General features: G+C 71.4%; 26 protein-coding genes. 5 read left to right on the forward strand and 21 right to left on the reverse strand.

Annotated features, from left to right (window positions below; genetic code table 11):
- Window positions 1-4: 4 nt before the first annotated feature.
- Window positions 5-1,336 (reverse strand): ABC transporter permease, encoded by a 1,332-nt coding sequence (locus AB0F52_RS26300; protein WP_360176257.1) that lies wholly within the window; start codon window positions 1,334-1,336, stop codon window positions 5-7.
- Window positions 1,333-2,229 carry an ABC transporter ATP-binding protein gene (locus tag AB0F52_RS26305; protein ID WP_360176722.1) on the reverse strand — a complete coding sequence of 299 codons (897 nt, stop codon included), beginning with the start codon at window positions 2,227-2,229 and terminating at the stop codon, window positions 1,333-1,335. The genes AB0F52_RS26300 and AB0F52_RS26305 overlap by 4 nt, the downstream gene beginning before the upstream one ends.
- A gap of 293 nt (window positions 2,230-2,522) precedes the next feature.
- Here AB0F52_RS26305 and AB0F52_RS26310 point away from each other — a divergent pair, with 293 nt between their 5' ends.
- Window positions 2,523-2,735 (forward strand): DUF5988 family protein, encoded by a 213-nt coding sequence (locus tag AB0F52_RS26310; protein ID WP_103340007.1) that lies wholly within the window; start codon window positions 2,523-2,525, stop codon window positions 2,733-2,735.
- Between the two features lie 213 nt (window positions 2,736-2,948).
- Here AB0F52_RS26310 and AB0F52_RS26315 read toward each other — a convergent pair whose 3' ends face one another.
- The 3 genes from AB0F52_RS26315 to AB0F52_RS26325 form a co-directional block, all read right to left on the reverse strand.
- A complete protein-coding gene (locus AB0F52_RS26315; protein WP_360176262.1) occupies window positions 2,949-3,590 on the reverse strand; it encodes a response regulator transcription factor in 642 nt (213 codons plus the stop codon).
- A 114-nt stretch (window positions 3,591-3,704) separates the two neighbouring features.
- The gene (locus AB0F52_RS26320; protein ID WP_360176265.1) at window positions 3,705-4,367 is read right to left on the reverse strand and encodes a polysaccharide deacetylase family protein; all 663 of its coding nucleotides are present in this window, start codon (window positions 4,365-4,367) and stop codon (window positions 3,705-3,707) included.
- Window positions 4,368-4,369: 2 nt separating this feature from the next.
- The gene (locus tag AB0F52_RS26325) at window positions 4,370-5,035 is read right to left on the reverse strand and encodes a glycoside hydrolase family 11 protein (RefSeq protein WP_360176268.1); all 666 of its coding nucleotides are present in this window, start codon (window positions 5,033-5,035) and stop codon (window positions 4,370-4,372) included.
- 204 nt (window positions 5,036-5,239) lie between these two features.
- Between AB0F52_RS26325 and AB0F52_RS26330 the strand changes: the two genes are divergently transcribed.
- Complete coding sequence (locus AB0F52_RS26330) at window positions 5,240-5,566, forward strand: hypothetical protein (RefSeq protein ID WP_360176271.1); 327 nt, start codon at window positions 5,240-5,242, stop codon at window positions 5,564-5,566.
- 41 nt (window positions 5,567-5,607) lie between these two features.
- Here the strand turns inward: AB0F52_RS26330 and AB0F52_RS26335 are convergent, their stop codons facing one another.
- Together AB0F52_RS26335 and AB0F52_RS26340 are read right to left on the reverse strand one after the other, a co-directional pair.
- Window positions 5,608-8,148, reverse strand: a complete 2,541-nt coding sequence (locus AB0F52_RS26335; RefSeq protein ID WP_360176274.1) for an ABC transporter permease — start codon at window positions 8,146-8,148, stop codon at window positions 5,608-5,610.
- On the reverse strand, window positions 8,142-8,882 hold the full coding sequence (locus tag AB0F52_RS26340) for an ABC transporter ATP-binding protein (RefSeq protein ID WP_103340012.1): 741 nt from the start codon (window positions 8,880-8,882) through the stop codon (window positions 8,142-8,144). Before AB0F52_RS26340 ends, AB0F52_RS26335 begins: the two co-directional genes overlap by 7 nt.
- 133 nt (window positions 8,883-9,015) lie before the next feature.
- Between AB0F52_RS26340 and AB0F52_RS26345 the strand changes: the two genes are divergently transcribed.
- The 3 genes from AB0F52_RS26345 (at window position 9,016) to AB0F52_RS26355 (ending at window position 11,122) form a co-directional block, all read left to right on the forward strand.
- Window positions 9,016-10,215 carry a sensor histidine kinase gene (locus tag AB0F52_RS26345; RefSeq protein WP_360176277.1) on the forward strand — a complete coding sequence of 400 codons (1,200 nt, stop codon included), beginning with the start codon at window positions 9,016-9,018 and terminating at the stop codon, window positions 10,213-10,215.
- Entirely contained in the window at window positions 10,203-10,859 is a 657-nt protein-coding gene (locus AB0F52_RS26350) for a response regulator transcription factor (protein WP_103340013.1), read from the forward strand. The genes AB0F52_RS26345 and AB0F52_RS26350 overlap by 13 nt, the downstream gene beginning before the upstream one ends.
- A gap of 71 nt (window positions 10,860-10,930) precedes the next feature.
- Window positions 10,931-11,122: a hypothetical protein gene (locus AB0F52_RS26355; protein ID WP_360176280.1), complete on the forward strand. Its 192-nt coding sequence runs from the start codon at window positions 10,931-10,933 to the stop codon at window positions 11,120-11,122.
- On the opposite strand, the gene AB0F52_RS26360 is transcribed toward AB0F52_RS26355, so the two are convergent.
- The 14 genes from AB0F52_RS26360 to AB0F52_RS26425 all read right to left on the reverse strand — a co-directional run bounded on the left by AB0F52_RS26360 (window position 11,101) and on the right by AB0F52_RS26425 (window position 24,597).
- Entirely contained in the window at window positions 11,101-11,322 is a 222-nt protein-coding gene (locus AB0F52_RS26360) for a hypothetical protein (RefSeq protein ID WP_360176283.1), read from the reverse strand. The genes AB0F52_RS26355 and AB0F52_RS26360 overlap by 22 nt on opposite strands.
- 18 nt (window positions 11,323-11,340) lie before the next feature.
- Window positions 11,341-11,796 carry a hypothetical protein gene (locus tag AB0F52_RS26365; protein ID WP_360176286.1) on the reverse strand — a complete coding sequence of 152 codons (456 nt, stop codon included), beginning with the start codon at window positions 11,794-11,796 and terminating at the stop codon, window positions 11,341-11,343.
- Between the two features lie 311 nt (window positions 11,797-12,107).
- The gene (locus AB0F52_RS26370; RefSeq protein WP_360176289.1) at window positions 12,108-12,527 is read right to left on the reverse strand and encodes an HPF/RaiA family ribosome-associated protein; all 420 of its coding nucleotides are present in this window, start codon (window positions 12,525-12,527) and stop codon (window positions 12,108-12,110) included.
- A gap of 89 nt (window positions 12,528-12,616) precedes the next feature.
- Window positions 12,617-14,722, reverse strand: a complete 2,106-nt coding sequence (locus AB0F52_RS26375) for an NACHT domain-containing protein (RefSeq protein ID WP_360176292.1) — start codon at window positions 14,720-14,722, stop codon at window positions 12,617-12,619.
- 77 nt (window positions 14,723-14,799) lie between these two features.
- On the reverse strand, window positions 14,800-15,366 hold the full coding sequence (locus AB0F52_RS26380) for a TetR/AcrR family transcriptional regulator (protein WP_360176295.1): 567 nt from the start codon (window positions 15,364-15,366) through the stop codon (window positions 14,800-14,802).
- Between the two features lie 58 nt (window positions 15,367-15,424).
- Entirely contained in the window at window positions 15,425-16,741 is a 1,317-nt protein-coding gene (locus AB0F52_RS26385) for an ABC transporter substrate-binding protein (RefSeq protein ID WP_360176298.1), read from the reverse strand.
- The gene (locus tag AB0F52_RS26390) at window positions 16,728-17,798 is read right to left on the reverse strand and encodes a branched-chain amino acid ABC transporter permease (protein WP_360176301.1); all 1,071 of its coding nucleotides are present in this window, start codon (window positions 17,796-17,798) and stop codon (window positions 16,728-16,730) included. The genes AB0F52_RS26385 and AB0F52_RS26390 overlap by 14 nt, the downstream gene beginning before the upstream one ends.
- Window positions 17,795-18,646 (reverse strand): branched-chain amino acid ABC transporter permease, encoded by an 852-nt coding sequence (locus AB0F52_RS26395; RefSeq protein WP_360176304.1) that lies wholly within the window; start codon window positions 18,644-18,646, stop codon window positions 17,795-17,797. Before AB0F52_RS26395 ends, AB0F52_RS26390 begins: the two co-directional genes overlap by 4 nt.
- Window positions 18,647-18,706: 60 nt before the next feature.
- Window positions 18,707-19,414 carry an ABC transporter ATP-binding protein gene (locus AB0F52_RS26400; protein ID WP_360176307.1) on the reverse strand — a complete coding sequence of 236 codons (708 nt, stop codon included), beginning with the start codon at window positions 19,412-19,414 and terminating at the stop codon, window positions 18,707-18,709.
- On the reverse strand, window positions 19,407-20,228 hold the full coding sequence (locus tag AB0F52_RS26405) for an ABC transporter ATP-binding protein (RefSeq protein ID WP_360176310.1): 822 nt from the start codon (window positions 20,226-20,228) through the stop codon (window positions 19,407-19,409). Before AB0F52_RS26405 ends, AB0F52_RS26400 begins: the two co-directional genes overlap by 8 nt.
- Before the next feature lie 279 nt (window positions 20,229-20,507).
- The gene (locus AB0F52_RS26410) at window positions 20,508-21,485 is read right to left on the reverse strand and encodes an ABC transporter substrate-binding protein (protein ID WP_360176313.1); all 978 of its coding nucleotides are present in this window, start codon (window positions 21,483-21,485) and stop codon (window positions 20,508-20,510) included.
- Between the two features lie 673 nt (window positions 21,486-22,158).
- A complete protein-coding gene (locus tag AB0F52_RS26415; protein WP_360176316.1) occupies window positions 22,159-23,403 on the reverse strand; it encodes an MFS transporter in 1,245 nt (414 codons plus the stop codon).
- A 62-nt stretch (window positions 23,404-23,465) separates the two neighbouring features.
- Window positions 23,466-23,900: a hypothetical protein gene (locus AB0F52_RS26420; RefSeq protein ID WP_360176319.1), complete on the reverse strand. Its 435-nt coding sequence runs from the start codon at window positions 23,898-23,900 to the stop codon at window positions 23,466-23,468.
- A 70-nt stretch (window positions 23,901-23,970) separates the two neighbouring features.
- On the reverse strand, window positions 23,971-24,597 hold the full coding sequence (locus tag AB0F52_RS26425; protein ID WP_103336328.1) for a thioesterase domain-containing protein: 627 nt from the start codon (window positions 24,595-24,597) through the stop codon (window positions 23,971-23,973).
- Window positions 24,598-24,764: the final 167 nt, after the last annotated feature.

Genomic DNA, 24,764 nt, shown 5'->3' on the forward strand with positions numbered 1-24,764 from the left:
GGACTCATCCCTTCGTGGTGGCGAGCAGTTCGACGTTCGCGTCGAACTGCCAGAGCGGGTTGGGCTGGTCTCCCTCGGGGGTCCGCACCTGGAAGTAGCCGTTGACTTCCTTCGGCCCGTCGCCGTCGGCGACGTACCGCCCGTCCGCGGTGACGTCCAGCTGGTAGATGGCCGACCCGGTGGCCGCGACGCCGGGCAGGTGCCAGGAGACGACGCACCGCCAGTCGTTGCCGGGCCCTTCGGCCTCGACCAGGCCGTCGCCCTTGGTGCACGCGGCCGTGGTCGCCAGCTGCGCTTCGGTGACGTCGGGGCGGTGCAGCTGACCGGCCTGCAGGCGGTAGAGGTGCGCGAACGCGGTGGCGACCGACCGCTGCACCTTGTCCTGGGTGATCCCGGAGCCCAGCGCGGGTGCCGCCAGGGCGACGATCGCGGCGGTGGCGCCGAAGAGCACGACCAGCGGCACGGCGGCGAGCGCCCGGCGTCCGGAGCCGTCGTGGGCGGCGTTGGTGAAGTCGCGGCGCACGAACAGCAGGTACGCCAGCGTGGTCGCGGCCACGGCCCACACCAGGCTGACGCCGGCCGCGACGAGCAGCGGCCCGAGCTGCGCGGGAGCGGTGAAGAGGCCGTTCCACGCGATGAAGGCGTAGCTGGGCAGGGCGAGCCGCACGGCGACGGGCAGCGGCAGCAGCTGGGCGAGCGCCATGGCGAGGGCGGCGACGGCGGGCAGGAGCAGGCCCATCGGCGACCGTCCCCACAGGACGGACCCGAGCAGCCCGAGCCCGGCGAGGGCCAGGGTGGGGGCGAGCACGCTCACCCAGGCGAGGAGCACGCCGGTGGCCGCGTCGCCGGGAGCGAGCAGGTGCCCGTCGAAGCCGACGAGGGCCCGGTTCCCGGCGGTGAGCAGGCCGCCGGCGGTGCTGGAGACGGCCATCCCGGCGACGAGCACCAGCAGGACGGTGAGGCTGGCAAGCGCTTTCGCGGCGAAGAGCCGGCTCGCGGACCGGACGGCGACGAGCAGGTGCCGCCAGGTACCCAGCCGGTCTTCGGCGGCGAACACGTCTCCGGCGACGACGGAGGTGAGGAGGGGAAGCGCGTAGGTGCCGGCGAAGCCGAGCATGACGAGCGGGCCGGCCCACCCGGTGGCGTTCATCCAGCGGCCGAAGAGCGTGTCGACGGGCAGCGAGCTCTGTTCGCTCACGGCGGCGACGAAGACCGCGGGGGCGAGCCAGCAGGCCAGGACGAGCAGGCGGATGCGCCAGGTGGAGAAGAGCTTGACGAGCTCGAAGCGGTAGGCGCGCGAGAGGGGAACGGGACGCGCGGCGACGGTCGCGGTCATCGGGTGGCCTCCTGCCCGGTCAGTGCGAGGAACGCCGCTTCCAGGGGCGACACCACGGGCGCGAGCTCGCGCACCGCGACCCCGTCCCGCCCCAGCCGCAGCACCAGCTCGTCCAGTGCGGGCACGAGCGCCCGCACGACCACCGCGTCGGCCTCCTGCGGCGCCTCGAGGAGCCGGATCCCCCGCGTCTGTTCGATCGCCCGGCGAGCGGCGGCCGGGTCGGCGGTCCGCAGCCGGTAGGCCAGCTCGCCGCTCTCCGCGGACAGCTTGGCCGGCGGGCCGGTGAAGACGACCCGGCCGGTCGCCAGGATCGTCACCTCCGCGCACAGCGATTCGAGGTCGTCCATCCGGTGGCTGGACAGCACCACCGCCGTGCCGGCCGCCGCCAGCCGGGTCAGGACACCGTGGACGTGCTGCTTGCCCGCCGGGTCCAGGCCGTTGGCCGGCTCGTCGAGCACCAGCAGCCGGGGCGAGGTGAGCAGAGCCGCGGCCAGGCCGAGCCGCTGGCGCATGCCGAGGGAAAAGCCGCGCACCCGGTCGTCGGCGACGTCGGCGAGCCCGACCTCCTCGAGCACGTCGCCGACGGGGTACCCGCCGAGCTTGGCCAGGGCCGCGAGGTTCTGCCGCGCGGTGAGCGAGGGGTACAGGCCCGGCCCGTCCACGAACCCGGCGACCCCGGCGGGTGCGGCGAGCGCCCGGCCCACCGGCGTCCCGAGGATCTCCAGCCGCCCTTCGCCGGCGACGGCCAGGCTGAGCAGCAGGCCGAGCAGGGTCGTCTTGCCGGCGCCGTTCGGGCCGGCCAAGCCGTGGATCCGCCCGGGCACCACGTCGAAGTCGATGCCGTCGAGCGCGACGACGTCGCCGAAGCACTTCGTGATCCCGCGGGCTCTCACGGCCAAGGGTTCGTCCACGCGGAGAAACTTAGGCACCGCAAATGACGGGTGCGGGCAACCGAAGTGAACGCTCCGGGAACGGCACCCGACCGGCCGTCACCGGGCCGGTGAAATGTCCGAGTTAACCAGCGCCTTGCCGTGGCCGGTAATACCACCCCGCCGAAATCACTGTCAACTCTCTTCAAAAGAATTCCGAGGAGAAGCCGGATAGCTTGGCACGGCATTCAGCCGTCAGGCATCGTCGAGAGACGAAGACCACATTCACCGCGCCGACCGACTCACGGAGAAGACTCATGACGAAGATCAAGGTGACGCTTTCCGGTGGTCCCGCCGAGCTGATCGACCGGCACCGCGAATGGACGGTCGGCAGCATCGGCGAAGTCGCGAAGGTCAGCTTCGGCGGCGGCTACGAGCACTTCTCCCACGACGGCGAGTTCACCACGACCAGCGGCGGTGACCAGGTCCCGGTGTTCGCCTGGTGCGGCCGCACCCGCGTCGCCGAGTGATCCACCCGGATCACCCGGCGACGCAGTGGTCCCGCTCCACCCGGCGGCCGCACCGGCTTCCTTTCCGTCGGAATCACCCGGAAAGGAAGACCACGAACGAAGTGCTCGGTTTCGGCGTTTCTCCGCTTCGCCGTCATCGGCGGCGGAATACTGCTGCTCGTGCTGCTGCTGGGCGTGGTCGCGATCGTTCTCAAGAAACCGGGCCGCTGAGCGCTAAGCCGGGAAGCCGGGGTCCAGGCCGTGCTGCACGGCGTACCGCAGTGCTTCGATCCGGTTGCGCACGCCGATCTTCGCGAACGCGTTGTTGATGTGCGTTTTCACCGTCGCCTCGGCGATGACCAGCTCGGCCGCGATCTCGCCGTTGCTCAGGCCGAGCACTTCGGCCTCGCGCGCGGTCGGCCCGTCCGGCAGCCGGTCCTTTCCGGCGCTCCGGCCGGACAGCGCGGAAGCCACCCGGCCCGACACGCCGGCGCCGAAGGTCAGCTGCCCGGAGACCACGGCCCGCAGCGCGGCTCCGATCTCGCCGCGGCCCGCGTCCTTCGTCAGGTACCCGCGGGCCCCGGCGGCCAGCGCGCCGGCGATCGATCCGTCGTCCGCGTAGGTCGTCAGCACCAGCACGACGACGTCCGGGTGGTCGCGGGCGATCCGCTCGGTCGCTTGGACCCCGGTCATGACGGGCATGGTGAGGTCCATCAGCACCACGTCGATCCGGTCGAGGCGCCGCAGCAGCGCGAGCGCTTCGGCGCCGTCGGCCGCCTCCACGTCGTCGAGCAGGCCCATGAGCGCGACCAGGCCTTCGCGCACGGCCTGCTGGTCATCCACCACGACGACCCTGACCACCCGCGGCTGCCCCATGATCCCCTCCCGCCACCGGCGCAGGCTACCACCGCCGCGGGCACCGCAGGGTCCATTGTGGAGGATCGGAGGGTGGCGCGGCGGGGTGCAACCGCCGCGCCACCTCCAGCACCGTCAGCCCGGGGCGACCGCCCGCCCCGTCTGCGGTGAGATCATCCCCGCGCAGAGCCCGCGGCCGGCGAGCGTCTGGGCGATGCGCGGGATGGCGGACAGGGTGTTGGCCGGCCATTCGTGCATCAGGACGACCTGGCCGTTCGTGAGCCGGGCGTTGGCCTGGACGATCGCGTCCACGCTCGCGTTGTTCCAGTCTCCCGAGTCGACGTCCCAGATGATCTGGCGGAGGCCGTACCTGGCCTCGACCGACTGGACCGTCGCGTTGGTTTCCCCGTAGGGCGGCCGGAACAGCCGGGGCGTGCCGCCGCCCGCCGCCGCGATCGCCTGCTGGGTGCGGGAGATCTCGGAATCCACCTGGGCCTGGCTCTGCTGGGTGAGGTGCGGGTGCGTGTAACTGTGGTTGCCCACCCACATCCCCGCGCTCACCTCCGCGCGGACCTGGGCCGGGTACGCGGCCGCGTACTGGCCCTCGTTGAACATCGTGGCCCGCAACCCGTTCTGCCGCAGCGCGTTCAGGATGGCCGGGGTGTGGGCGTTCGACGGCCCGTCGTCGAAGGTCAGGCCCACGTAACCGTTGCACGCCGCGGCGTGCGCCGGGGTGACGGCGATGGTGCTCGCCACGGCGATGGCCGCCGTGGCCAGCAAAGTGCTCCACGCGCGCATGATCAGCCCACCGTGATGTTCGAGTTGCCGCTGCTCTGGTAGCCCTCGGTCGCCAGGATCATGTAGTAGTTGAAGCTGCCGAGCCGCATGCCGGCGCGGGACCACGCGTCGAAGTGGTTGCCGGTGGTGATGGTGCCGCCGGTCCGCCGCTGCTGGCGGACGCTCCAGTACTGGTTGAACGTCTTGTTGCCCTCGACGGACGGCGCGTTGTAGCGGGTCGTCTGGTAGATGTCGTACGTGCCGCCGTCGCTGGTCACGCTGCCCTTGTACGTCCCGGTCGGCCGCCAGCTGCCCCAGTTGTCGACGATGTAGTACTCGACGAGCGGGTTGGACGTCCAGCCGTAGAGCGCCAGGTAGCTGTTGCCGGAGGGGTTGAAGCTGCCGGAGTAGTTCACGTTCCGCCGGCTGCCGTTGCTCCAGCCCTTGCCGGCGACGAAGTTGTTGACGTTGCTCCAGTTGGTCCGGTAGTTCCCGCCGGACCCGAGTGTCATGGAGACCGAGCCGCCACCGGCGGTCCAGAACGAGTAATAGTACCCGTTGTTGTTCCCGGTCTGGTTGGTCGTGATGACCGTGTCGGCCCAGGCGGTTCCGGGCAGGAATGCGGCGATCAGCGCAAGGACGGCGCCGCCGGCGAACACCCTGCTGCGGCCGCGTTTCTTGGTGAGCATGCTTCCTCCTCGTCGAGGCTGGCAGGCGAGCCAGGATGGCAAAAGCATGCGAGTGGTCCCACTGGTCGGGCAATAACTTTCGGAAACTTTCGATGTTCCCGCGAGGCGGGGACTTCCGTCAACCCCCGGGAATTGAGCCGGATTTGCTTCTCCCGGAAAGCGCTAGCGTGGACGCCACACTGTTTCCCACAACGGGGGGTTCACATGAAACGCATTGCGGCGGCGCTCGCGCTCGGGATGGCCGTGACGGCCCTGCCCCTGGCGGCAGGCACCGCGTCCGCGTCGACGTCGGTCACCTGCGGCACCTACTGGACGCAGGGCTCGGCCGGCCCGTCCGCGCGCGACTACTACTGGGGCAACTGTGGTTCCGCCGCCACGAAGATCGAGGTGTGGGCGCTGACCTACGGTGGTGGCATCCGCACCAAGTGGGGCGAGAAGTGCGTGCCCGCGGGCACCGCGGTGCTGCTCGGCCGGACGACCCAGTACCTGGTGACCTCGTTCGAGGGCGTGGACACCCACACGGCCTGCTGACGCCCGTGCGGGGTGAGCCGGCCCGGCTCACCCCGCACCCCCTACTCGCGCAGGCCGATCGCGTCGATCGGCCGGGCCCGCAGCGCCACCGACGTCGCCACGCCGATCGCCACCATCCCGAGCAGGACCGCACCCGCGATGATTCCGAAGTAGACGGTCGGCGGCCCGGCGGGGACCGGGTTGCCCCGCAGCCCGAAGTTGAGCAACGCCAGCGGAATCAAGGCCACGAGCGTCCCCATGACGACGGCGATCCCGACCGTGGCCAGTGCTTCGAGCCGCATCATGCGGGTCACCTGACGGCGGGCCGTGCCCACCAGCCGCAGCAGCGCGAACTCGCGGCCGCGCTGCGCGGTCGTCAGCACCAGCGTGTTGGCCACCGAAATCGCCAGGTACCCGACGATCACGCCGGCCGCCACCAGGTTCAGGTAGAACTGCGCCTGCCGTTCCCCGCCGTCCGGCGCGGCGATGACCGCGGCCGGGGCCAGCACCAAACCCGGGTACGGCAACGCACTCAGCGCCGCGGTCACCGCGCCCGCGTCGGCACCGGGCTGCTGCCGGATCAGCACCGAATCGTCCAGGCGGCCGCCGATGTGCTCGCGGGCCAGCGCGACCGGCAGGACGAAGTCACCGAAGGCCAGGTCGTGCGTGTAGGTGGCGACCAGCCGCAGCTTCGCCGGAACACCGTCGCCGAAGTAGAACTCGACTTCGTCGCCGAGCTTCTTGCCCAGCCAGTCCGCTTCGGAACCGCTGAGCGCGACGGTGTCCCCGGTCAGGTCGGTGAGCCGCCCGGCGTCGACGCCCAGTTCGAGGGTGGCCCCGGCCTGGTCGGCCGCCAGGCCCTGCGCCGGTGTCCGCTGGACCTCCACGCTGTCGCCCACCGGCGTCGCGGTGATCACGGACGTGCGGACCACCGGCGTCGCCGCCGCGACCCCCGGTACCCGGCCGGCCGCCGCGGCCACCTCCGGCGAGACGCCGCCCGGTGCGGTGAGCACGTAGTCGGCGGTCGTCGACCGTGCCGACTCCTGCTGGGCCGCGGTCGTGGTGGCCATCGGTCCGTAGAACGTCACGAGCGCGAACGCGACCGCCAGCATCAGCGGGGTCACCGCCGCCGCGACGCGCCGGGCGTTGGCGTGGGCGTTCGCTCCCGCCAGGTAGCCGCTGATCCGCCAGAGCCGCGTCAGCACGGGAACCAGGAAGCGCATCACCAGCCTGGTCACCTGCGGCCCGACCACGGCCAGCCCGATGACGATCACCAGCGTCGCCATCGACGATGTCGCAGCGGCGATGTCGCCGCGCAGGAACAGCGGGGTCAGCGCGCCGCCGACGCCGGCCAGCACCAAGCCCCAGCCGGTGAGCAGGCGGCCGCGGCCGAGCTCGCGGCGTTCCACCGCGGCCTCGCCCAGCGCCTCCACGGGCCGGATCGACGACGGCCGCCGCGACGCCGCCCAGGCGGCCAGCCGGGCCGCGCCCAGGCCGAGCAGGACCGCGGCCAGCAGCGGGAGCGGGCTGATCGCCAGCCCGAAGTCGGCCGGGATCACCCCGATCGCGGCGAACGCGTCCCGCAGCCCCCCGGCGACCGCCAGGCCCAGCACGCTGCCCAGCACGCCGGCGACGAGCGCGATCAGCGTCGTCTCGATGCCGATGAGCTTGCGGATCTGCCGCGGGGTCGCCGCGACCGCGCGCAGCAGGGCGAACTCCCGGCGGCGCTGGTTGATGGTGAGGGCCAGCGTGCTCGCCACCACGAACACCGCGACGAGCAGCGCGAAGCCGCCGAACGAGCCGGCGATGGCCAGCAGCAGTGTCCGCGTCTGGCTGACGTCGAGGAACTCGATGCTGCTGCGCTCGACACCGGTGGCCACCTCGGCGCCGCCGGTGACGGCCCGCACCCGCTCGGCGAGGGTCTCCGGCGCGACCCCGGGGTCGGCGAGGACGCCGATCGCGTGCACCTGGCCCGGCCGTCCGGCCAGCTCCGCGGCCCGCTCGGGGGTGAAGTACACCGCCGACTGGCGCGAGCTGCCGTCGACGACGCCGCTCACCTTGACCGCCTCCGTCCCGGACCGGGTCGTGATCCGCACCTGCCCGCCGATGCCGACGTCGGCCCGGCGCGCCAGGTCGGCGTCCAGCACGACTTCGCCGGCGGTCGTGGGCGCGTCGCCGCCGCGCAGGGTGAACGGCGCCAGCACGGCCGCGTCCCAGTTGTGCCCCAGCGACTCCCGGCCGGCGAGCACCTGCCCGTCGCGGGTGACGACCTGCGCCGGGAAGCTCTGCTCCGCCACCGCCGCGCGCACCCCGGGCACCGCGGCGATCCGCCCGGCCAGCGCCGCCGGGACCGACGGCTGCTCGCCGACCTGCTCGGTGGAGAGGGCGTCGGCGCCGGGCGGCCGCACGGTCTGCGCCCCGCCGACGACGACGGCCGCGGCGGCGTACCGCTGGGTGGGGACGCCGGCGCGCAGGCCGGATTCCATGAGGACGCCGCAGGCGGCCACCAGGGCGGTGCCGCACAGGATCGCGATGAAGGCGCCGGCGAAGCCGCCGAGCCGGCTCCGGATGGTCTGCCAGGCGAGGGTGAGCACGTTCACCACTCCCCGAGGTGCGTCATCCGCTCCGCCACCCGCTCGGGGGTGGGGTGCGAGAGGTGGCCGGCCAGCTTGCCGTCGGCCAGGAAGAGCACGCCGTGCGCGGCGGAGGCCGCGACCGGGTCGTGGGTCACCATCAGCACGGTCTGCCCCATCTGCTCGACGATCGCGCGGAGCAGGTCCAGCACCTGCCGCCCGGTGCGGGTGTCGAGGGCGCCGGTCGGCTCGTCGGCCAGCACCACCTCGGGCCGGGTGACGAGCGCCCGCGCGATCGCGACGCGCTGCTGCTGCCCGCCGGACAGCTCCGCCGGGCGGTGCTCCAGCCGGTTCGCGATCCCGACGCCGTCGACGATCTCCCGCAGCCACTGCGGGTCCGGCTTCCGTCCGGCGAGCCGCAGCGGCAGCGTGATGTTCTGCAGCACGTTCAGCGACGACAGCAGGTTGTAGGCCTGGAAGACGAACCCGATCCGGGTGCGCCGCAGCTCCGTCAGCTCGCGTTCCTTGAGCCTGCCGATCTCGGTGCCGCCGAGCAGCACCTGCCCGGACGTCGGCCGGTCGAGGCCGGCCGCGCAGTGCAGGAAGGTGCTCTTGCCCGAGCCGGACGGGCCCATCACGGCGGTGAACGTCCCCCGCGCCACCCCCGCCGACACCCCGTCCAGCGCGGTGACCGCGCCGTCGCCGGAGCCGTACACCTTCCGCACCCCGGTCAGCTCCAGCGCGTACGCGCTCGATGTGGTCATCTCTGTCCCCTTAAGACTGTTCCTTGCGTCCCAAGGAAAACTAGGTCGTGCGCAGCGGGACTTCGATCCCGTGGAGGGGTGGATCGGGGGTAGCGCCAGCACCACCACGGTGGTGGGGTGGGACACTGTCGGGGTGACGACCCGCCTGCGCGAGTGCTGGTCGGCGGTTCGCTACCTGGTGGTCGGCGCCGGCACCTCGCTGCTCTCGCTGTTCGCCCTCGCCGGGCTGTTCGCCGTCCTGCTGCTGTGCCCGTTCGGCGTCGGGATCCCGTCGCTGGCCCCGGCGATCCGGCTGGCGCGGTGGCCGGTGGGGTTCGACCGCCGCCGGGCCGCGCGCGCACTCGACGAGCCGATCCCGGAGCCCTACCGCGACGGCTCCCCGGTCAAGGACCCGGCCACCCGCCGCGACCTCGCGTGGCTCGCCATCCACGCCGCGACCGGCCTGATCATCGGCGCGCTGGCGTTCGGCCTGCCGCTCGGCGCGGTCCAGCAGGTGATCACGGTCCTCGTCTGGCCGCTGGTGCCCGGCGGGATCGAAGGCTCACTCGGGATCGTGGTGGACTCCTGGCCGCGGGCCGGGCTGGATCTGCTGGTGGCCGCCGCCATGGTCGCGGCCACCCTGCAGCTGCCGCGGGTCGCCCGGTGGCAGGCCCGCACCGCGCGGAAGCTGCTGGCGCCCGCACCCGGCGTCGTGCTGGCGGACCGGGTCGCCGAGCTGACCGCGACCCGGGCGGCGGCGCTGGAGGCGCACGGGGCCGAACTGCGGCGCATCGAACGTGACCTGCACGACGGCACGCAGGCGCGGATCGCGGCGGTCGTGCTGCAGCTGGGCATCGCCGGCCAGCTGTACGACCGCGACCCCGCCACCGCGCGCGATCTGCTGGTCAAGGCCCAGGACACCGCGACCGACGCGCTGGCCGAACTGCGCACGGTCGTCCGCAGCATCTACCCGCCGCTGCTGAGCGAACGCGGCCTGGCCGGGGCGGTGCGCGCGCTCGCCGAGCGCAGCCCGGTGCCGGTCGACGTCACCGTCGAGTACGAGACGGGCCGCCCGGCCGCGGTCGAAGCCGCCGCGTACTTCGTCGTGGCCGAAGTGCTGGCCAACGTGACCAAGCACGCCAACGCGTCCCAAGTGGACATCACGCTCGGCGGCACGGCGTCCTTGCTGTGCCTGGAAGTCCGCGACGACGGCCGCGGCGGCGCCGACGAGTCCCGTGGCAGCGGGCTGGCCGGCATCCGCCGCCGCGCCGAAGCCTTCGACGGAACCCTCACCCTGACCAGCCCACCCGGTGGGCCGACCGTGCTGCGAGTGGAGCTGCCATGCGGGTCGTGATCGCCGAGGACGACGCTTTGCTGCGCGAAGGCCTCTCCCTGCTGCTGAAAACGGCCGGCATCGAGGTGGCCGCCGCGGTGGACAACGCCGAGGACTTCCTGGCGTTCATCGAGGGCGAGCGGCCCGACGCGGTCGTGATGGACGTCCGCATGCCCCCGACCCACCGCGACGAAGGCCTGCGCGCCGCCGTCCGCGCCCGCGAGATCCATCCGGCGCTGCCGGTGCTGGTGCTGTCGGCCCACGTGGAGACGAGCTACGCGGTCGAACTGCTCGCCGACGGCGTCGGCGGCGTCGGCTACCTGCTCAAGGAGCGCGTCGGCAAGGTCGAGCGGTTCCTCGACGCGCTCCAGCGGGTCGCGAAGGGCGGCACGGCGATGGACCCCGAGGTGATCGGCCAGCTGATGGCCCGCCGCCGCGCGGCGGACCCCCTGGAGGCGCTGACCGCCCGGGAGCGGGAAGTGCTGGGGCTGATGGCCGAGGGCTACAACAACAGCACGATCGCCGAGCTCCTGGTCGTCAGCGACGGCGCGGTGCTCAAACACATCCGGAACATCTTCGCGAAGCTCGGCCTGCCGTCCGACGAAGGCGCGGGGCATCGCCGGGTCCTGGCGGTGCTGGCCTACCTGGGCCGGGACGCGGGGTAGCGCAGGCACCACCCCGCATCCGGGTGCGGACGGCATTCTCGCCGTCTTCGCGGATCCCTAACGTTGCCGGCATGAACAACGACAACGTTTCCACACGTTCTTCGAGCCCGGTTCTCCTGTGGCTGGTGCTGGTGGTCAGCTCCGCGGTCAACGCGGCAGGTCCCTTGGTGGGCTTCGGTTTGCCGGTGCGGATGGTCGCCGGCGGCATCGCGATCGGGGCGATCGTGATGCTGGTCGTCCACTACGTCCGGCGTCGCCGGTGACGCAGCTTGCCCCGCTGCGGAACCGCCGGCACCAGTGCCACCGCGATCAGCCCCGCGGCGACCCAGAACGGGCTCACCACAGCCGGCACCGCACCCGCGCCCACCGGGCCGGCCAGCGCGCCGACGTTGAGGGCCGCGGTCGCGGATGAGCCCGCCATCGTCGGCGCACCCGCCGCCAGGTGCAGGATCCGGGTGATCACCGTGCTGCCGACCGCGAACTACAACGCCCCCTGGGCGAACGCGAGGGCGACCAGGGCCGCCGGGTGCTGCGCGGTCAGGGCCGGGTGACCCAGCCGCCGAGCAGCAGCCCACCGCCGGCCGCCACCACCCGGCCCGGGCTGCGGTCGGCGAGCCGGCCCGGCCGCGGTGACCCCGGCAAAGCACCGGGTGCCGAACGCGGCGAGCACCAGCGGCACCGGGGCGACGCCGCCGGCCAGCGGCGCCAGGTACGTGAAGACGCCGAACGTAGCGGCGTTGACGAGCGCGGCGAGCACCAGCACGCCGGTCAGCGGACGCAGCTCGGCCGGCTCCGCACGCAGGCCCGCCGGCCTCGCGCCCGCCGGGGTGTCGGGGATCCGCCACACGCCGGCGAAGGCGGGCAGGCACAGCAGGGCGACCACCCAGAACGCCGACCGCCAGCCGAACGCGGCGTCGAGGAGCGCCCCGCCCGGCACCCCGGCGACGCACGCCAGGGTCGTGCCGCCCAGCAGGACGGCGAGCGCGACGTCAGGTAGCCCGCCTGCGCCAGGGAAACCCCGAGCGCGGCGGCGACGCCGGGCACCAGCCCGGCCGGCATGAATTCGGACGTGCCCATGGCGAACACGGCCAGGGCGAGGAAGTGCAGGGGTACACGAAACTCCAGGGAGCACGAGATCGAGGGACGATTTCGTGCTCACCCGGGAACCCGGACGCCGGGGAAGAGCGAGCTACCGGGCAGAGCGGCAGCCCGGTCCTGGACGCTTCAGGGCTCGACACGGAACAAAGGTCAGCCGACACCCGGCGTGGTGTCTCCGGAGTTCCCGCCGTCCTCGAGCACCCCGACCTGATCCGGGTCTTCCGGGGCGGGCATGTGCCGGATGCTGTCACTGCCCTTGTGGTCGTGGGCGCGGTTGTACCGGGAATCCAGCACGCGCACCAATTTCTGCTTTGCCCCGGCGAAGGAATCGTCCACAGTGGTCGCGTGGTGCGTGACCGCCACCGGCTGCTTGCCACTCGGCCGCGCCTCGATCACGCACTTCTTGTCTTCCGGTTTGCTGCCGCCGTCTTCGCTGAAGTGCACCTCGACCCCGGTCAACCACGCGCCGAACCGGAACAGGCCCTCCTCCAGGTCGGTGGTCACGTAGGCGGCCAGCCCTTCGCCACCGTGGATGTTGTGGTCGGTGTTGACCTGGATCTGCACGAGCACCCTCCAAAGCGGGACAGCGTTGAGTTCGGTCAGTACCACGGAGGCGGAGAAGTCAAACAGGCCCGAGCCCACGTCGGCACCGGACGGGATCACAGCAGGTCGAGTCGCTCCGCGAGATCGGCTGTCGACAAGCCGAACGGGACGCGTCGTTTCGTCAGCCAGGCCTGGAACTCGCGGTGCCGGAAACGCAGCGTATCCCCGTACACACCGATCAGCCCCGCCGCCTGAGCCCAGTCCAGGAAGCGCGCGGGCCGGGAAGCGAACCGGCCGCTGAACCGGAAAGTGAGCGCAGCCATGCCGTAGAGCAGCCACGGCGAAAGCGCGATCAACATGGCGAGCAGGAAGCCGAAGGAAAAAGCGATCCGAGTCGGGGAGGCGCTGGTGAAGATCACTACCGGGGCAAGTATGGCGAGGACCGTCGCAGCGGACACCGCCGTCGCCAGCACCCCGGACCGGACCAGCCGGACGGCGTCGGCAGCACCGACGATCTGGAACACCGAGAAAAAGTTGTCTCGACTCGTGAATCCCGGGTCGCGAAAACCCCGAAACAGCATAGCCGGTCCCAGCAAGAAAGAAACATCGAACAACACCCAGCCGACCATGGCAAAGCTCGAAATTTTGCCGTCCCCGAACATGAGCAAGGCGGACGAGGCCAGCAGCCCGGCCGACGACACGAGAAAAGTGATGTTCCGACTTAGCCTCCTCAACTGCACTACGCTTATCCTGGGCACCCCCAGATTCAGACCGATCGACTGCACCGCGATGGCACCCAGGGACATCACAAGGTAGAAAACCGAGGCGAAAACGTCTTCGAGCAGTTCCCAGGAGAGCAGCAAGGCGGGCAGCAGGACGACCCCCATCACGGAGACCGCCAGTACCCGGGGAACCCGGCCACTGATCCGATGCATCCGCGAAATCTGGATGTCGATCGGCGATTCAGTGATAAAAGTGCGGGTGATCTGCGTTTCAGCCAGGTTTTCCAGCCAGTACATGGCTCGCTCGGCCGAGAGGTGACGGTAGCTGTCGAGAACCTGCTCGTTGCCTTCGGCCCCGGCCACGACCAGCAGCTCGAACAGCCGGTCGCGAACCTCGTCGACCGTGGCGAGATCGAGGATTTCGGCCGGCCTGCTGTCCCCGGACCGGTACGCCGCGGTCAGCAGGAACAGGTAGAGTGGGACGGTCATGGCTTGCTTGAGCGGGGTTTCCTTGCCCGACCGCATTTCGTTGATGATCGGCTGCCAACGGGCGTTCGCTTTGTGCGACGCGGCCGGATCAGGGAACCGGTACTTGAGATAGGCGATGACATCCGCGCGCTTCAGCGGTTCCAGCTCGATCGCCGTGGTGTGCTCAAGCGGAACAGCCTCCCGATCATCCGGCGGCTTCGTCAACCGGTCGAAGCAGTCGGGACGGGAAGTCAGCACGAAACGCGGCAGTTCGCCCGAGGCGAAGTGGTTGAGCGCCCGCACGAGCTCGGCCGCTCGAACGGGCCGGTACCGGCTCGCATCCATTTCGTCCAGGCCGTCCAGCACCGGCACGATACGCCGTTCCCCGACCAGCCGGGCGGCCATCTCGGCTTCGACGCCGTACGTCTCGGTCAACGATCGGACGATCCACGTCTCCAGGAGGCGGGCAGCGACCGCGCCGGGCTGGTCGTGCGGGCTCCCACCGGGGTTGAACCGGAGCAAGCTGAGCTTGACCGGGACCGGTTCACCGGCGGGATTGCCGATCGCTTCGCCGGCCAGATCGATGCACAGGCAGGTAGCCAGAATGGACTTCCCGGCACCCGGGCCGCCCAGCGCGACCAGCCGGCCGCGGTCCAGATCCGCGTAGTAGCCGGCGACCTCCCGGCTGGAACTGCGCCGGTCACCACCGTCGGTGTGCCAGTACACCAATGGCGGTTGCCGAAGACCGATCGTCGCCGGCACCACTTCGCCGGGCACACCGAGAGCGGCTGCCAGCGCGACCCGCTCACGCTGAAGCACTTTCCGGGCAAGATCGACGATGACCGCATCGGGGATGGCCACTGCCTCGACGGCACGTTTTTGCCCCAGCCACACCGTCACCAATATCCCGAAAATTCCCACCGGAACCGCCACCACGTTCGCGATGCCGACCCCCGTGGCCCCGAGCAGCAGCAGCAAACTGGTACCGAGGATTGTGACAAGTACAATGACGATCATCGTCAGGCGTCTCACCGGAACATCTTCTCAGATTCGCATCGGCCGTTCCCCCGGGTCATCTGCCCGCATTTGCGTGATCAAGGATTCGTCCGTCAAGGACGCAGGCTGCGCAGCATCAGGTCCGCGAAGTGCTTCCCCACCTGTTCCCCCGACAGCTCGCCGTCGGCGTGGTACCACATGCCCAGCCGGTGGATGGCGCCGAAGTGGTAGTTGATCACCAGGTCGGCCGGGACGTCGGCGCGGAACACCCCGGTGCGCTGGCCTTCGGCGACCAGGTCGCGGACGCGCTCGTGGTAGGTCCGCCGCTCCGCGCGGACCTGGACCTGCTTGGACTTCTCCAGCAGCGGGAACGACTGGAAGAACACCGTCGCCGCGTCGAGGTCGGCGATGCTCGTGACCACGACGTCGGCGACGATCGCGTGCAGCCGCTCCGGCAGCGGCAGGTCCGACTCGGCGATCGTCACCATCCGCCGCGTCTGCATCCGCAGCATCGCGGCGTAGATCTCGAAGAGCAGGTCGTCCTTGGACTCGAAGTAGTGGTACAGCCCGCCCTTGGTGACGCCGGCTTCCTCGACGATCTCGCGGACCGTCGTCGCCTCGAAGCCCTTCTCGGCGAACAGCCGCACCGCCGCCCGAACGACCTTGTCCCTGACACTCATGTCGCCACCCTATGTGAGCGGGCGGGCCGGCCCGTGTCGCCCACGGGCCGGCCCGTCGTCACTTGCTCACCAGGTTGACCTGCTCCGGAGTGGCCCGCTCACCGGAGTACGGCGTGATCGCGCCGGTGCCGCGGTCGGTGACGGCCGGTGGCTGGATCACCGTCGTCGACGTGTCCGGGTTGATCTTGAAGACGTACGCGCCCGTGTAGCCGGCGTGCGACTCCTTCGAGAAGCCGAACGGCGTCAGGCCCGGGCCCTTCAGCGCGCCGGAGCTCATCGCGTCGACGACCTTCTGCCGCGTCGGGTCCGGGCCGGCCGCCTTGAGCGCCTGCCCGAACGTGTAGGCCTGCACCATGCCGAACAGCACGGTGTTGGTGAACGGCTCCTTCGCGATGTACTTGTCGTGGACGCCCTTGAAGTAGGCGACCCACGGGTCCGACGTCTGGGCGACGTCCGGCAGGTACCCGGTGCCGATCAGGCCGGCCAGCAGCTGCCCGCTGGAAACGCTGGCGCCGCCGCGCTTGGCGAAGTCCTGCAGCAGCCCGGACAGCGTCGCCGGGTCCGCGCCGATGCTGCTGACCACGAACTGCGGGTGGTAGCCGATCTTCGCCGCGGCCAGGATGGCCAGCGCGGTGAACGCCGGGATGCACGCGCAGACGACGACCTCGGCGCCGCCCGCCTTGAGCGCGGACAGCTGCGGCGTGACGTCGGTGTTGGCGCTGTCGTAGCCCTGCCGGACGGCGACCTGGTCCTTGACGAACTGGTCCAGCCCGGCCTGCGTGTCGCGGCCGACGTCGTCGTTCTGCGTGAAGTAGCCGACCTTCTTGCCGGCGAAGGTGTCCTTGACGTACTTGCCCTGGATCTTGCCTTCCCGGGTGTAGTCCACCTGGTACCCGAAGGTCATCGGCGCCTTCTGCGGGTTGTCCCAGGCGAGCGCGCCCGACGACACCAGCAGGTCCGGCACGCCTTCGGTGTTCAGGTAGTCGACGACCTTGGAGTGCGTCGGCGTCCCCAGCCCGCCGACGATCGCGAACACCTTGTCCTGCAGGACGAGCTTCTTGACGACCTCGACGGTCTTCGTCGGGTTGTAGCCGTCGTCCTCGACCTTGTAGTCGATCTTGCGGCCGTTGATCCCGCCGCCGTCGTTGATCGCCTGGTACACCGCGCGGGCGCCGACGGAGATCTTGCTGTAGCCGGGCGCGGCCGGGCCGGTGAGCGGCTGGTGGGTGCCGATGACGACGGTGTCTTTGGTGACGCCGACGGCCGAATCGGTGGCGGCCTGCTGACCGCCGCCGTCGCTCTCCCCCGCGCCGCCGCACGCGGTCAGCGCCAGGGCGAGGGCGGCGAAACCCGCGCCGAGCTTAGTGCTTCTCATGGTTCTCCTTCTGCTTCGCGGATCGACGGAGGAGGACGCCAAGCCGGTGGAAGCCGCCTTGGATGCCCCGCGGGAAGGCGAGCACGACGACGATGAGGATCACGCCGTACACCGCGAGCGGGAGGTTGTTGGCCACGTCGGTGTTCAGGTGCAGGACGTCGGCGAGGTCCTCGGACCAGGCCTGGAAGTACACGAGCGCGACCGCGCCCCACAGCGCGCCCCACAGGGACCCGAGCCCGCCCAGCACCACCGCGGCCAGCAGGCTCAGCGACAGCGCGGGCGTGAACGAGCCGGGTGCGGCGGTGCCGAGCAGGAACGCCTGCAGGCCACCGGCGAGGCCGCCGCACACCGCGCTGACCAGGAAGGCGAGGATCTTCGTTCGCCCGACGGCGATCCCGCTCAGCGCGGCGGCGACCTCGTCGTCGCGGACCGCGCGGAAGTTCCGCCCGAGCCGGCCGCGGACGATGTTGACCACCAGCACCAGCGCGAGCAGCACGCTGAGCCAGACGATCCAGGTCTGCCAGCGCAGTTCCGGAACGCCGACGCCGGCCGGTCTGCTGTGGACGGTGAAGCTCAGCCCGTTGCTGCCGCCCAGGAAGTCGGGGAACTTCCGGGTGAGCGCGGGCAGGCCGACGGCCAGCGCCAGCGTCGCACCGGCGAGGTACGGGCCGCGCAGCCGGGCCGCCGCCGCGCCGGCCAGCAGCCCGGCCAGGCCGCCGGCGGCCGACGCGAGCAGCAGGTCGGCCCACAGCGGGAACGACGGCACCCGGCGGACCAGCAGCGCCACCGTGTAGGCGCCGATGAACATGAACGCGCCGTGCCCCAGCGAAACCTGGCCGGTGAGGCCGGTCAGCAGGGTCAGCCCGGCCACCGCGACCAGGTAGTAGCCGATCGTCGCGATGCGCAGGTTGGTGTACTCGTCGGTGACCAGGGTGAGCAGCACGATCACGGCGAGCGCACCCAGCGCGGCCAGCGCGTGGACGAGCAGCGGCGGCAGCTTGCGACGCCGCTTCCGCGTTTCCACGCGGGTTTCGGGGAGTTCCGTGCGCACGCTCATACCCGCCTCACCTTGGCCCGGCCGAACAACCCGCTGGGCCGCAGCGTCAGCACGATCACCAGGATGGCCAGCGCGGCGATCGTCACCATCTCCGGTCCGAAGTAGCCGGACACATAGGACAGTCCGACGCCGAGGACGAACCCGCCGGCGATGGTGCCCAGCGGGTTGTCGAGGCCGCCGAGCACCGCCGCGGTGAGCGCGTAGACGAAGACGCCGTCCAGGACGTTCGGGAAGAGGAACGGCGGCGTGGCGAGCAGCCCGGCCAGCGAGCCGACGGCCGCGGCCAGTCCCCAGCCGGCGGTGAGCATCAGCCCGACCCGCACGCCGAGCGTCCGCGCCACTTCGGGGGCGAACGCGGCCGCACGCATCCGCAGCCCCAGCGGGGTGTACTTGAACACCACCAGGACCAGTGCGGCGATGGCGACGACGACGAGCACGACGAACAGGTCGTTGGCGGAGAACCGGCCGCGGAAGTCGAAGGCGTACGGGAACGCCAGCGGCTCGTTGGACCAGATCATGCCCGCGACCGCCTGCAGCACCAGCAGGAGGCCGAGCGTGACGATGATCGAGCTGAGCTCGGAGCGGTGCCGCAGCGGCCGGATGAGCAGCCGTTCGGTGGCGACGCCCAGCACGGTCCCGGCGAGGATCGCGACGGCGAACCCGAGCCAGTAGCTGCCCGTCGCCTTCGTCACCGAGTACGCCAGGTAGGTCGAGATCAGGGCGAGGGCGGGTTGCGCGAAGTTCACCACCCGGGTGGCCCGGTAGATGATGACCAGGGCGAGCCCGAGCGCCGCGTACACCGCGCCGGCCGAGATCCCGCCGAGGGTCAGATCGAAGAAGTCCTGCATACCGGACCGCTCACCTCCATTTAGACGGTCGTGGAGAAACCCCGGAAACCTCGGCGGGCCTCAGAACCCGAGGTAGGCGTGGCGGAGGCCGTCGTCGGCCAGCAGTTCCGCCGCGGTGTCGACGGCCACGACCCGGCCGAGCGCGAGGACGTACCCGCGGTCGGCGATGGACAGCGCGCTGTGCGCGTTCTGCTCGACGAGCACGACGGTGAGCCCGGTGGTGGCCCGCAGGTCGCGCAGGATGCCCATGATCCGGGCGGTGATGAGCGGCGCGAGGCCGAGCGACGGTTCGTCGAGCAGCAGCAGCGCGGGCCGGCTCATCAGGGCGCGGCCGATGGCCAGCATCTGCCGTTCGCCGCCGGAGAGCGTCGAGGCGGGTTTCGCCGAACGTTCTTCCAGCGCCGGGAAAAGCTCGTACACCTCCCGGCGCGCGGCCGCGCGGTCGGCGCGGTCACGTCGCCACAGCGCGCCCAGCCGGAGGTTCTCGTCGACGGTCAGCTCGGTGATGACGCCGCCGCCTTCGGGCACGTGCGCGACGCCGCCGCGCGCGATCCGGTCCGGTGCCAGCCCGGTCAGTTCCGTGCCGTCCCAGGTGATCCGGCCACCGCGGGCGGGGTGCAGGCCGCTGATCGTGCGCAGCAACGTGGTCTTCCCGGCGCCGTTCGCCCCGAGCACGGCGGTGATCCCCCCGCGCTCGACGGTGATGCCGACGCCGTCGAGCGCGCGGACGGCGCCGTAGGCCACGGACAGCTCTTCGATCTCAAGCACCGGACGCCTCCTCGGCGGGGTCGCCGAGGTAGGCCTCGGCCACCCGGGGGTCGGCCTGGATCTGCGCCGGGCTGCCCGCCGCGATCACCTCGCCGAAGTTCAGCACCACCACGCGGTCGCAGACCTCCATGACCAGGTCCATGTGGTGTTCGACGAGCACGACCGCCATCTGCCGGCGCAGGGAGACGATCAACGTCGAGAGCTCGGCGAGTTCGCCGGACGACAGCCCGCTCGCGGGTTCGTCGAGCAGCAGCAGGTCCGGTTCGGCCACCAGGGCCCGCGCGAGCGCCACGCGTTTTCGCACGCCGTAGGGCAGCACGCCGGGCAGCCGGCCGGCCAGGTCGGCGATCCCGAGTTCGCCGAGGGTTTCGCGGGCCCGCCCGGCCAGCTCGGCTTCGTCGCGCGCCGAACGGCCCGCACCGGCGAGGGCCGGGAGCAGCCCGGTCCGGGCGTGGCGGCCCGCGCCGGCCATCACGTTCTCGAGGACGGTCAGGCCGGGGAACAGGCCGAGGCCCTGCAGCGTCCGGACGATCCCGAGCCGGGCGAGGTGTTCGGGGCGGTGCCGGACCAGCGGGCGGCCCCGCCACAGCACGCGGCCCGCCTGGGGCCGGACGAACCCGCAGACGACGTTGAACAGCGTCGTCTTGCCCGCGCCGTTGGGGCCGATGACCCCGACGACGGTGCCGGCGTCGACGCTCAGGTGGACGTCGCGCAGGGCGGTGAGACCGCCGAAGCGCACGGTGAGGCCGTCGACCACGAGCAGGTTTTCGCCGGGCACTGCCTCACCGGGCAGTGCCCCGCCGAGAAGTGTCATCGATGACTCTCCTATCCCACCATGTGGACAACGTCGTACCGCGCGGTCGGTATGAAGAGGGTGGGCTGCGGCGGCGGTCGTGTCAAGGTGCGAATCGCCGAAACCGGACCAGGGGCGGGCGGTCCGAAAATTTCGGCATCCCCGCCGGTCGAGGGAAGTTCTCACGGCTCGGCTGTGGCACGAGAACCGTGGCACGAGACTGTGGCACAAGACTGTGGCACCCAAAAAAAGGGGCGGGCGCGCTTCGCGCACCCGCCCCTTCGGTGATCGGTCGCCGGCTCAGCCGGTGCCGCTCTGCGGGGCGATCATCGAGGAGGCGTCGAGCTTCGTCTGGACCACGCCCAGCTGCTGCAGCAGGTCCGGCACCCGCTGGATGCGGCGGGCGTCCAGCGAGGACCCGAAGGCGGGCATCACCATCAGGCTGGCGACGTCCTGGTCCACCTTGGCGTTGCGGACGACGAGCGGTTCGATCCGGGCCCGGTCGACCGCGGCGCGGGTGGCGTTGAGCATCGCGCGCTGGAACGCCCGCAGCGTCTTCGGGTGGTCCTGGACCCACTTGGCGGTGGCGCCGTAGCCGGTGAGGGGGAAGTTCTGGGTACTGCCGCTGGCGGCGTCGATGACCGGGTACGCGCCGGCGGTCCGCGCGGCCTGGGTCAGGAACGGTTCCGGCTGGTAGGCCGCGTCGATCCGGCCCTGCGCGAGGGCACCGCTCATGTCCGCCAGCGGCATCGGGACCCACTGCACCTTGCCGGGGTCGACACCGTGGTCGCGCATCACCGACCGGGTCAGCACGTCCGAAGCGGCGTTCTTCGAACTGATGGCGATCCGCTTGCCCTCGAGGTCGCGCACCGTCTTCACCGGCGAGTTCGGCACGGTGACGACCTCGTTGCTGCGCGGGCTCGCCGAGGTGCCGTCGGTCACCAGCTTCACGTCCGCGTTGCCACTGCTCTTGGCCAGGAAGAACAGGGTGTAGGTGGACAGCGCGATGTCGTCCTGGCCGCTCGTCATCCGGCTCAGCGTCTCCTGGCCGCTGGTGCCGACGTCGGTCTGCACGTCGAGCCCCTCGGCCTTGAAGTACCCGCCCTCTTGAGCGAGCCACAGCGGCGCGAGGTCGACGGTGGTGAGGATCGCCACCCGGATCGACGGCTTTTCGACGGCACCGGCGGTGGAGGAGCCCTTCAGCTGGCTGCACCCGGTCAGCAGGACGACGACCAGGGCGAGCTCGGCGAGCCGGCGTGTCGAGGCGCGATGAAGCATGCCACTCCTCGGAGAAGATTATGGGGATCACGGAATACGGCTCGGTCGGCCGTGATCAGCCGGACTGTAGATGACGATTTCCCGGGTCGCAAATGTGTTGCCGAGAAATACGTCACGTCACGTTCACGCGAAAGAGTGACAAGGACGGAACGCGTAACCCACTGACAGGACAGCCGGAGCGGCGGGAAAGAAACCGACGTCGAGGTGACGGGTTTCGTGATCTTGCCACCCCAGGTAGCAGCCACCGCGGCCGGACGGGAGCCGCCGGACCGCGTCGCCGAAGCGGTCGCGATCCCCGGAAGTGAACGCCGCCGAATCGCGGAGCATCCAGTGCGCCATCGACTGCGCGACCGCGAAATCGATTCTCCGGCAATTTCTCTTCACCCTGGAAGAACTGTTCCCGATTCGCGTCGCATGCCGAGCACCAGCTACTGAAGTACCGAAGGCTGGGCGGGAAAAGCCGCATTTACCGCGACGGCCACCATGGGGCCGAACGGCCGTACCCACTGCGGGCTGATCGGCTCATCCATGGAAACCACTTGCGGGACAACGAATGGCGGGTCGCCACGGGCGGCGTTCCCTCGGCTCCGCCCCTTCGGACGGAACGCATTCCCGCGCCTTCACCGGGCCGCCGCCGCGTGAATTCGTCGAAATCGGAGACCGGCGCGGAGAATCAGCTCTTCGCGGTCTCGGCGGGGGTCGCGAACCGGCGCAGGCCGGGCGTCGCCGCGCCGACCAGTGCCACCGCCACGACGCACAGCACCCCGCCGCTGACCAGCGCGAACGTTCCGGACGTCGCCCCCGCGACGAGACCGCCGCGCACGTTGCCGAGGTCCGGGCCGGCCTGGCCGACGATCTGCTCGGCCGCCGCCACCCGGCCGAGCAGGGCGTCCGGGGTCGCCAGCTGGACCAGCGCGCCCCTCGAGACCACCGACACCGTGTCGGCCGCCCCCGCCAGGACGAGGCAGGCCAGGCCGAGCCACGGGTCCGGCGCCAGGCCGAAGCCGGTCAGCGCGGCGCCCCAGACGGCCGAACCCGCGAGCATCACCCGGCCCGGCCGCGACCGCCGCGTGAACGTTCCCGAGAACACCGACGCCACGACTCCGCCGACCGCCACGGCCGAGAGGAACAGGCCCAGCGTGCGCGGGTCGCCGGCGAAGCGTTCGGCGTTGACCAGCGGGAACAGGCTGATCGGCATGGACAGCACGGTGGCGGCGAGGTCGGTGAGCAGCGCACCCCGCACGACCGGCGTCCGCACCAGGAAGGCCAGCCCGTCGAGCACGCCGTGCAGCCCGGGCCGCGAAGGCTCGCCGCCGGGCCGCATCGCCGGGAGGCCGAAGACGCCGTAGAAGCCCATGCCGAACGTGAGCGCGTCGACGAGGTAGCAGCCGCCGACGCCGAACCACCCGAGGACGAGCCCGCCGAGCGCCGGGCCGAGCAGCATCGCGCCCTGGAAGGCGATCCGGTTCAGCGCGAGCCCGGCGGACAGCTGCTCCGGCGGCAGCAGCCGCGGGATGAAGGTGCGGGCGGCCGGCCCGCCGCCCGCGACGAAACACGACTGGACGGCCACCAGCCCCAGCACCGCGATCACCGGCACGTCGCCGAGAAACCCCTGTACCGCAAGGAAAACCGAGCAAACCGCCTGTCCGGTCGTCGCGACCAGGGCGAACTTCCGCCGGTCGACCCGATCCACGAGCGAGCCGGCGAACAACCCGAACACGATGACGGGCAGCGCTTGCGCGAGCCCGACGGCACCGGTCCACACGGTGCTCCGGGTCTGCTCCCAGACCTGGAACATCACGGCGACGAGCGTCATCTGGGAGCCGAAGCCGGAGAAGACGCGCCCCACCCAGAGCCGCCGGAACGGCGCCGAGGCGCGCAGCGGGGCGAGGTCGACGAAGGCGCGAGTCAGGGGCATGACCGGATCACGCCCAAACCATAACAGCGCTTACATATTTTTGTCCTGATCGATGTCGCCGATCAGTGCGGGAACATGGTGTCCCGCACGATGGTCCCGTCCGCGCCGAGTTGGAGCACCTCCAGGCCGCCGCCCGTCACGGCACCGTCGTCGAGCCGCACCGACTCCCACTCGAACTTGACCACGTCGCCGGCCCGGACCGCCCCACCCCGGGCGCGGAAGGTGTACTCGCCGGTGGCGACGAACCGGGCGTGACTGCGGCTCACCCGCGTCTCGATCGCCGCGTGGCCGTGCGCTTCCAGGGTCAGGGCGTCGAAGCCGAGTTCCGCGGCCGCCCGCACCATCTCCTCCGGCGGCCGGAGGAAGTGCGCGCCGTCCGGCGCCCACAGTGCCCGGACGGCCGCTCGTCGGCGGTGCTCGTCGGGCTCGGTCCACAGCGCGATGTAGCGCTCGGCCAGGGTCTGCGCGTCGAGTCCGGACACCTGGTCCGTCGTCATGGTTCCCACCCGGTCATCCTGGGCGGGCCGGCGCCACCGGCCAATTCCCGGTGGGGAATCGAGGGCCGGACTACGCCCCGGTCAGCTTCGGCGCCGGCCCCTGCCCCTGCCCCGCCATGGCGGAGATCAGGTGGGCGGACCGCAGGACAGCGTCGCGCAGCAGGGCGGCGCTGTCCTGCGCCCGCGCCGGCGTCAGCACGAACCCGGCGTTCGTGTGCTCCCCCCAGCCGGTCATCACGTGCGGCTCGCCGAAGCCGCGGATCGGGCACGGCAGCGGCGGCGCCACCGGCAGGTGCGCGTCGCTGGCCAGCAGGCTGACGTCGGCGCGTCCCGCCTGCTCCGGCACCGCCCGCGCGGCCCGGGACGGCGGCGCCTGGTGCGCCACGACGAGTGCCCGCGAGACCCCCAGTCCCGCGGCCACCCGGCGCTGGGCCAGCCGGTAGGCGACCAGGGCCCCGAGTCCCGCACCGAACAGCACGTGCGGGCTTTCGAGCGCCCCCGCCAGTTCCCCGGCCAGGGCCTCGACCAGCAGCCACATGTCCCGGTAGGGGTGCTCGTCCCGGCGCTCGCCCCGGCCCGGCAGCTCCACGACCTGCACCGCGATCCGCGGATCGCGCCAGGCCCGGTAGCGGCCGGCGGCTTCCCCGGCGTCCGGGAAGCAGACGAACAACAGACGCTGCACGTCGTCTCGGTCCACCCGTGGCCTCCCTAGTCGCCTGCCCGCCGTTGCCGATCCGACCGAAAGCAGGCGGAAACGGGACGAGAGCCGAACCGCTTACCGGCACCTCGTTCCGCCGTGACTGCCGGTCTGATCGGCAGCCACCGGCACAGTAGGGTCGACCACGGCACTTCCGTTTCGCTTCG

The organism is Amycolatopsis sp. NPDC024027 (assembly GCF_040638975.1).
GTDB lineage: Bacteria > Actinomycetota > Actinomycetes > Mycobacteriales > Pseudonocardiaceae > Amycolatopsis.

Coding starts and splice junctions, on each gene's coding strand:
- AB0F52_RS26420 (WP_360176319.1), bottom strand. CDS start 23,900: ATGACGACGGACCAGGTGTCCGGACTCGACGCGCAGACCCTGGCCGAG.
- AB0F52_RS26390 (WP_360176301.1), bottom strand. CDS start 17,798: ATGAGCGTGCGCACGGAACTCCCCGAAACCCGCGTGGAAACGCGGAAG.
- AB0F52_RS26415 (WP_360176316.1), bottom strand. CDS start 23,403: ATGCCCCTGACTCGCGCCTTCGTCGACCTCGCCCCGCTGCGCGCCTCG.
- AB0F52_RS26410 (WP_360176313.1), bottom strand. CDS start 21,485: ATGCTTCATCGCGCCTCGACACGCCGGCTCGCCGAGCTCGCCCTGGTC.
- AB0F52_RS26315 (WP_360176262.1), bottom strand. CDS start 3,590: ATGGGGCAGCCGCGGGTGGTCAGGGTCGTCGTGGTGGATGACCAGCAG.
- AB0F52_RS26355 (WP_360176280.1), top strand. CDS start 10,931: ATGAACAACGACAACGTTTCCACACGTTCTTCGAGCCCGGTTCTCCTG.
- AB0F52_RS26300 (WP_360176257.1), bottom strand. CDS start 1,336: ATGACCGCGACCGTCGCCGCGCGTCCCGTTCCCCTCTCGCGCGCCTAC.
- AB0F52_RS26330 (WP_360176271.1), top strand. CDS start 5,240: ATGAAACGCATTGCGGCGGCGCTCGCGCTCGGGATGGCCGTGACGGCC.
- AB0F52_RS26385 (WP_360176298.1), bottom strand. CDS start 16,741: ATGAGAAGCACTAAGCTCGGCGCGGGTTTCGCCGCCCTCGCCCTGGCG.
- AB0F52_RS26340 (WP_103340012.1), bottom strand. CDS start 8,882: ATGACCACATCGAGCGCGTACGCGCTGGAGCTGACCGGGGTGCGGAAG.
- AB0F52_RS26320 (WP_360176265.1), bottom strand. CDS start 4,367: ATGCGCGCGTGGAGCACTTTGCTGGCCACGGCGGCCATCGCCGTGGCG.
- AB0F52_RS26325 (WP_360176268.1), bottom strand. CDS start 5,035: ATGCTCACCAAGAAACGCGGCCGCAGCAGGGTGTTCGCCGGCGGCGCC.
- AB0F52_RS26405 (WP_360176310.1), bottom strand. CDS start 20,228: ATGACACTTCTCGGCGGGGCACTGCCCGGTGAGGCAGTGCCCGGCGAA.
- AB0F52_RS26395 (WP_360176304.1), bottom strand. CDS start 18,646: ATGCAGGACTTCTTCGATCTGACCCTCGGCGGGATCTCGGCCGGCGCG.
- AB0F52_RS26310 (WP_103340007.1), top strand. CDS start 2,523: ATGACGAAGATCAAGGTGACGCTTTCCGGTGGTCCCGCCGAGCTGATC.
- AB0F52_RS26380 (WP_360176295.1), bottom strand. CDS start 15,366: ATGAGTGTCAGGGACAAGGTCGTTCGGGCGGCGGTGCGGCTGTTCGCC.
- AB0F52_RS26350 (WP_103340013.1), top strand. CDS start 10,203: ATGCGGGTCGTGATCGCCGAGGACGACGCTTTGCTGCGCGAAGGCCTC.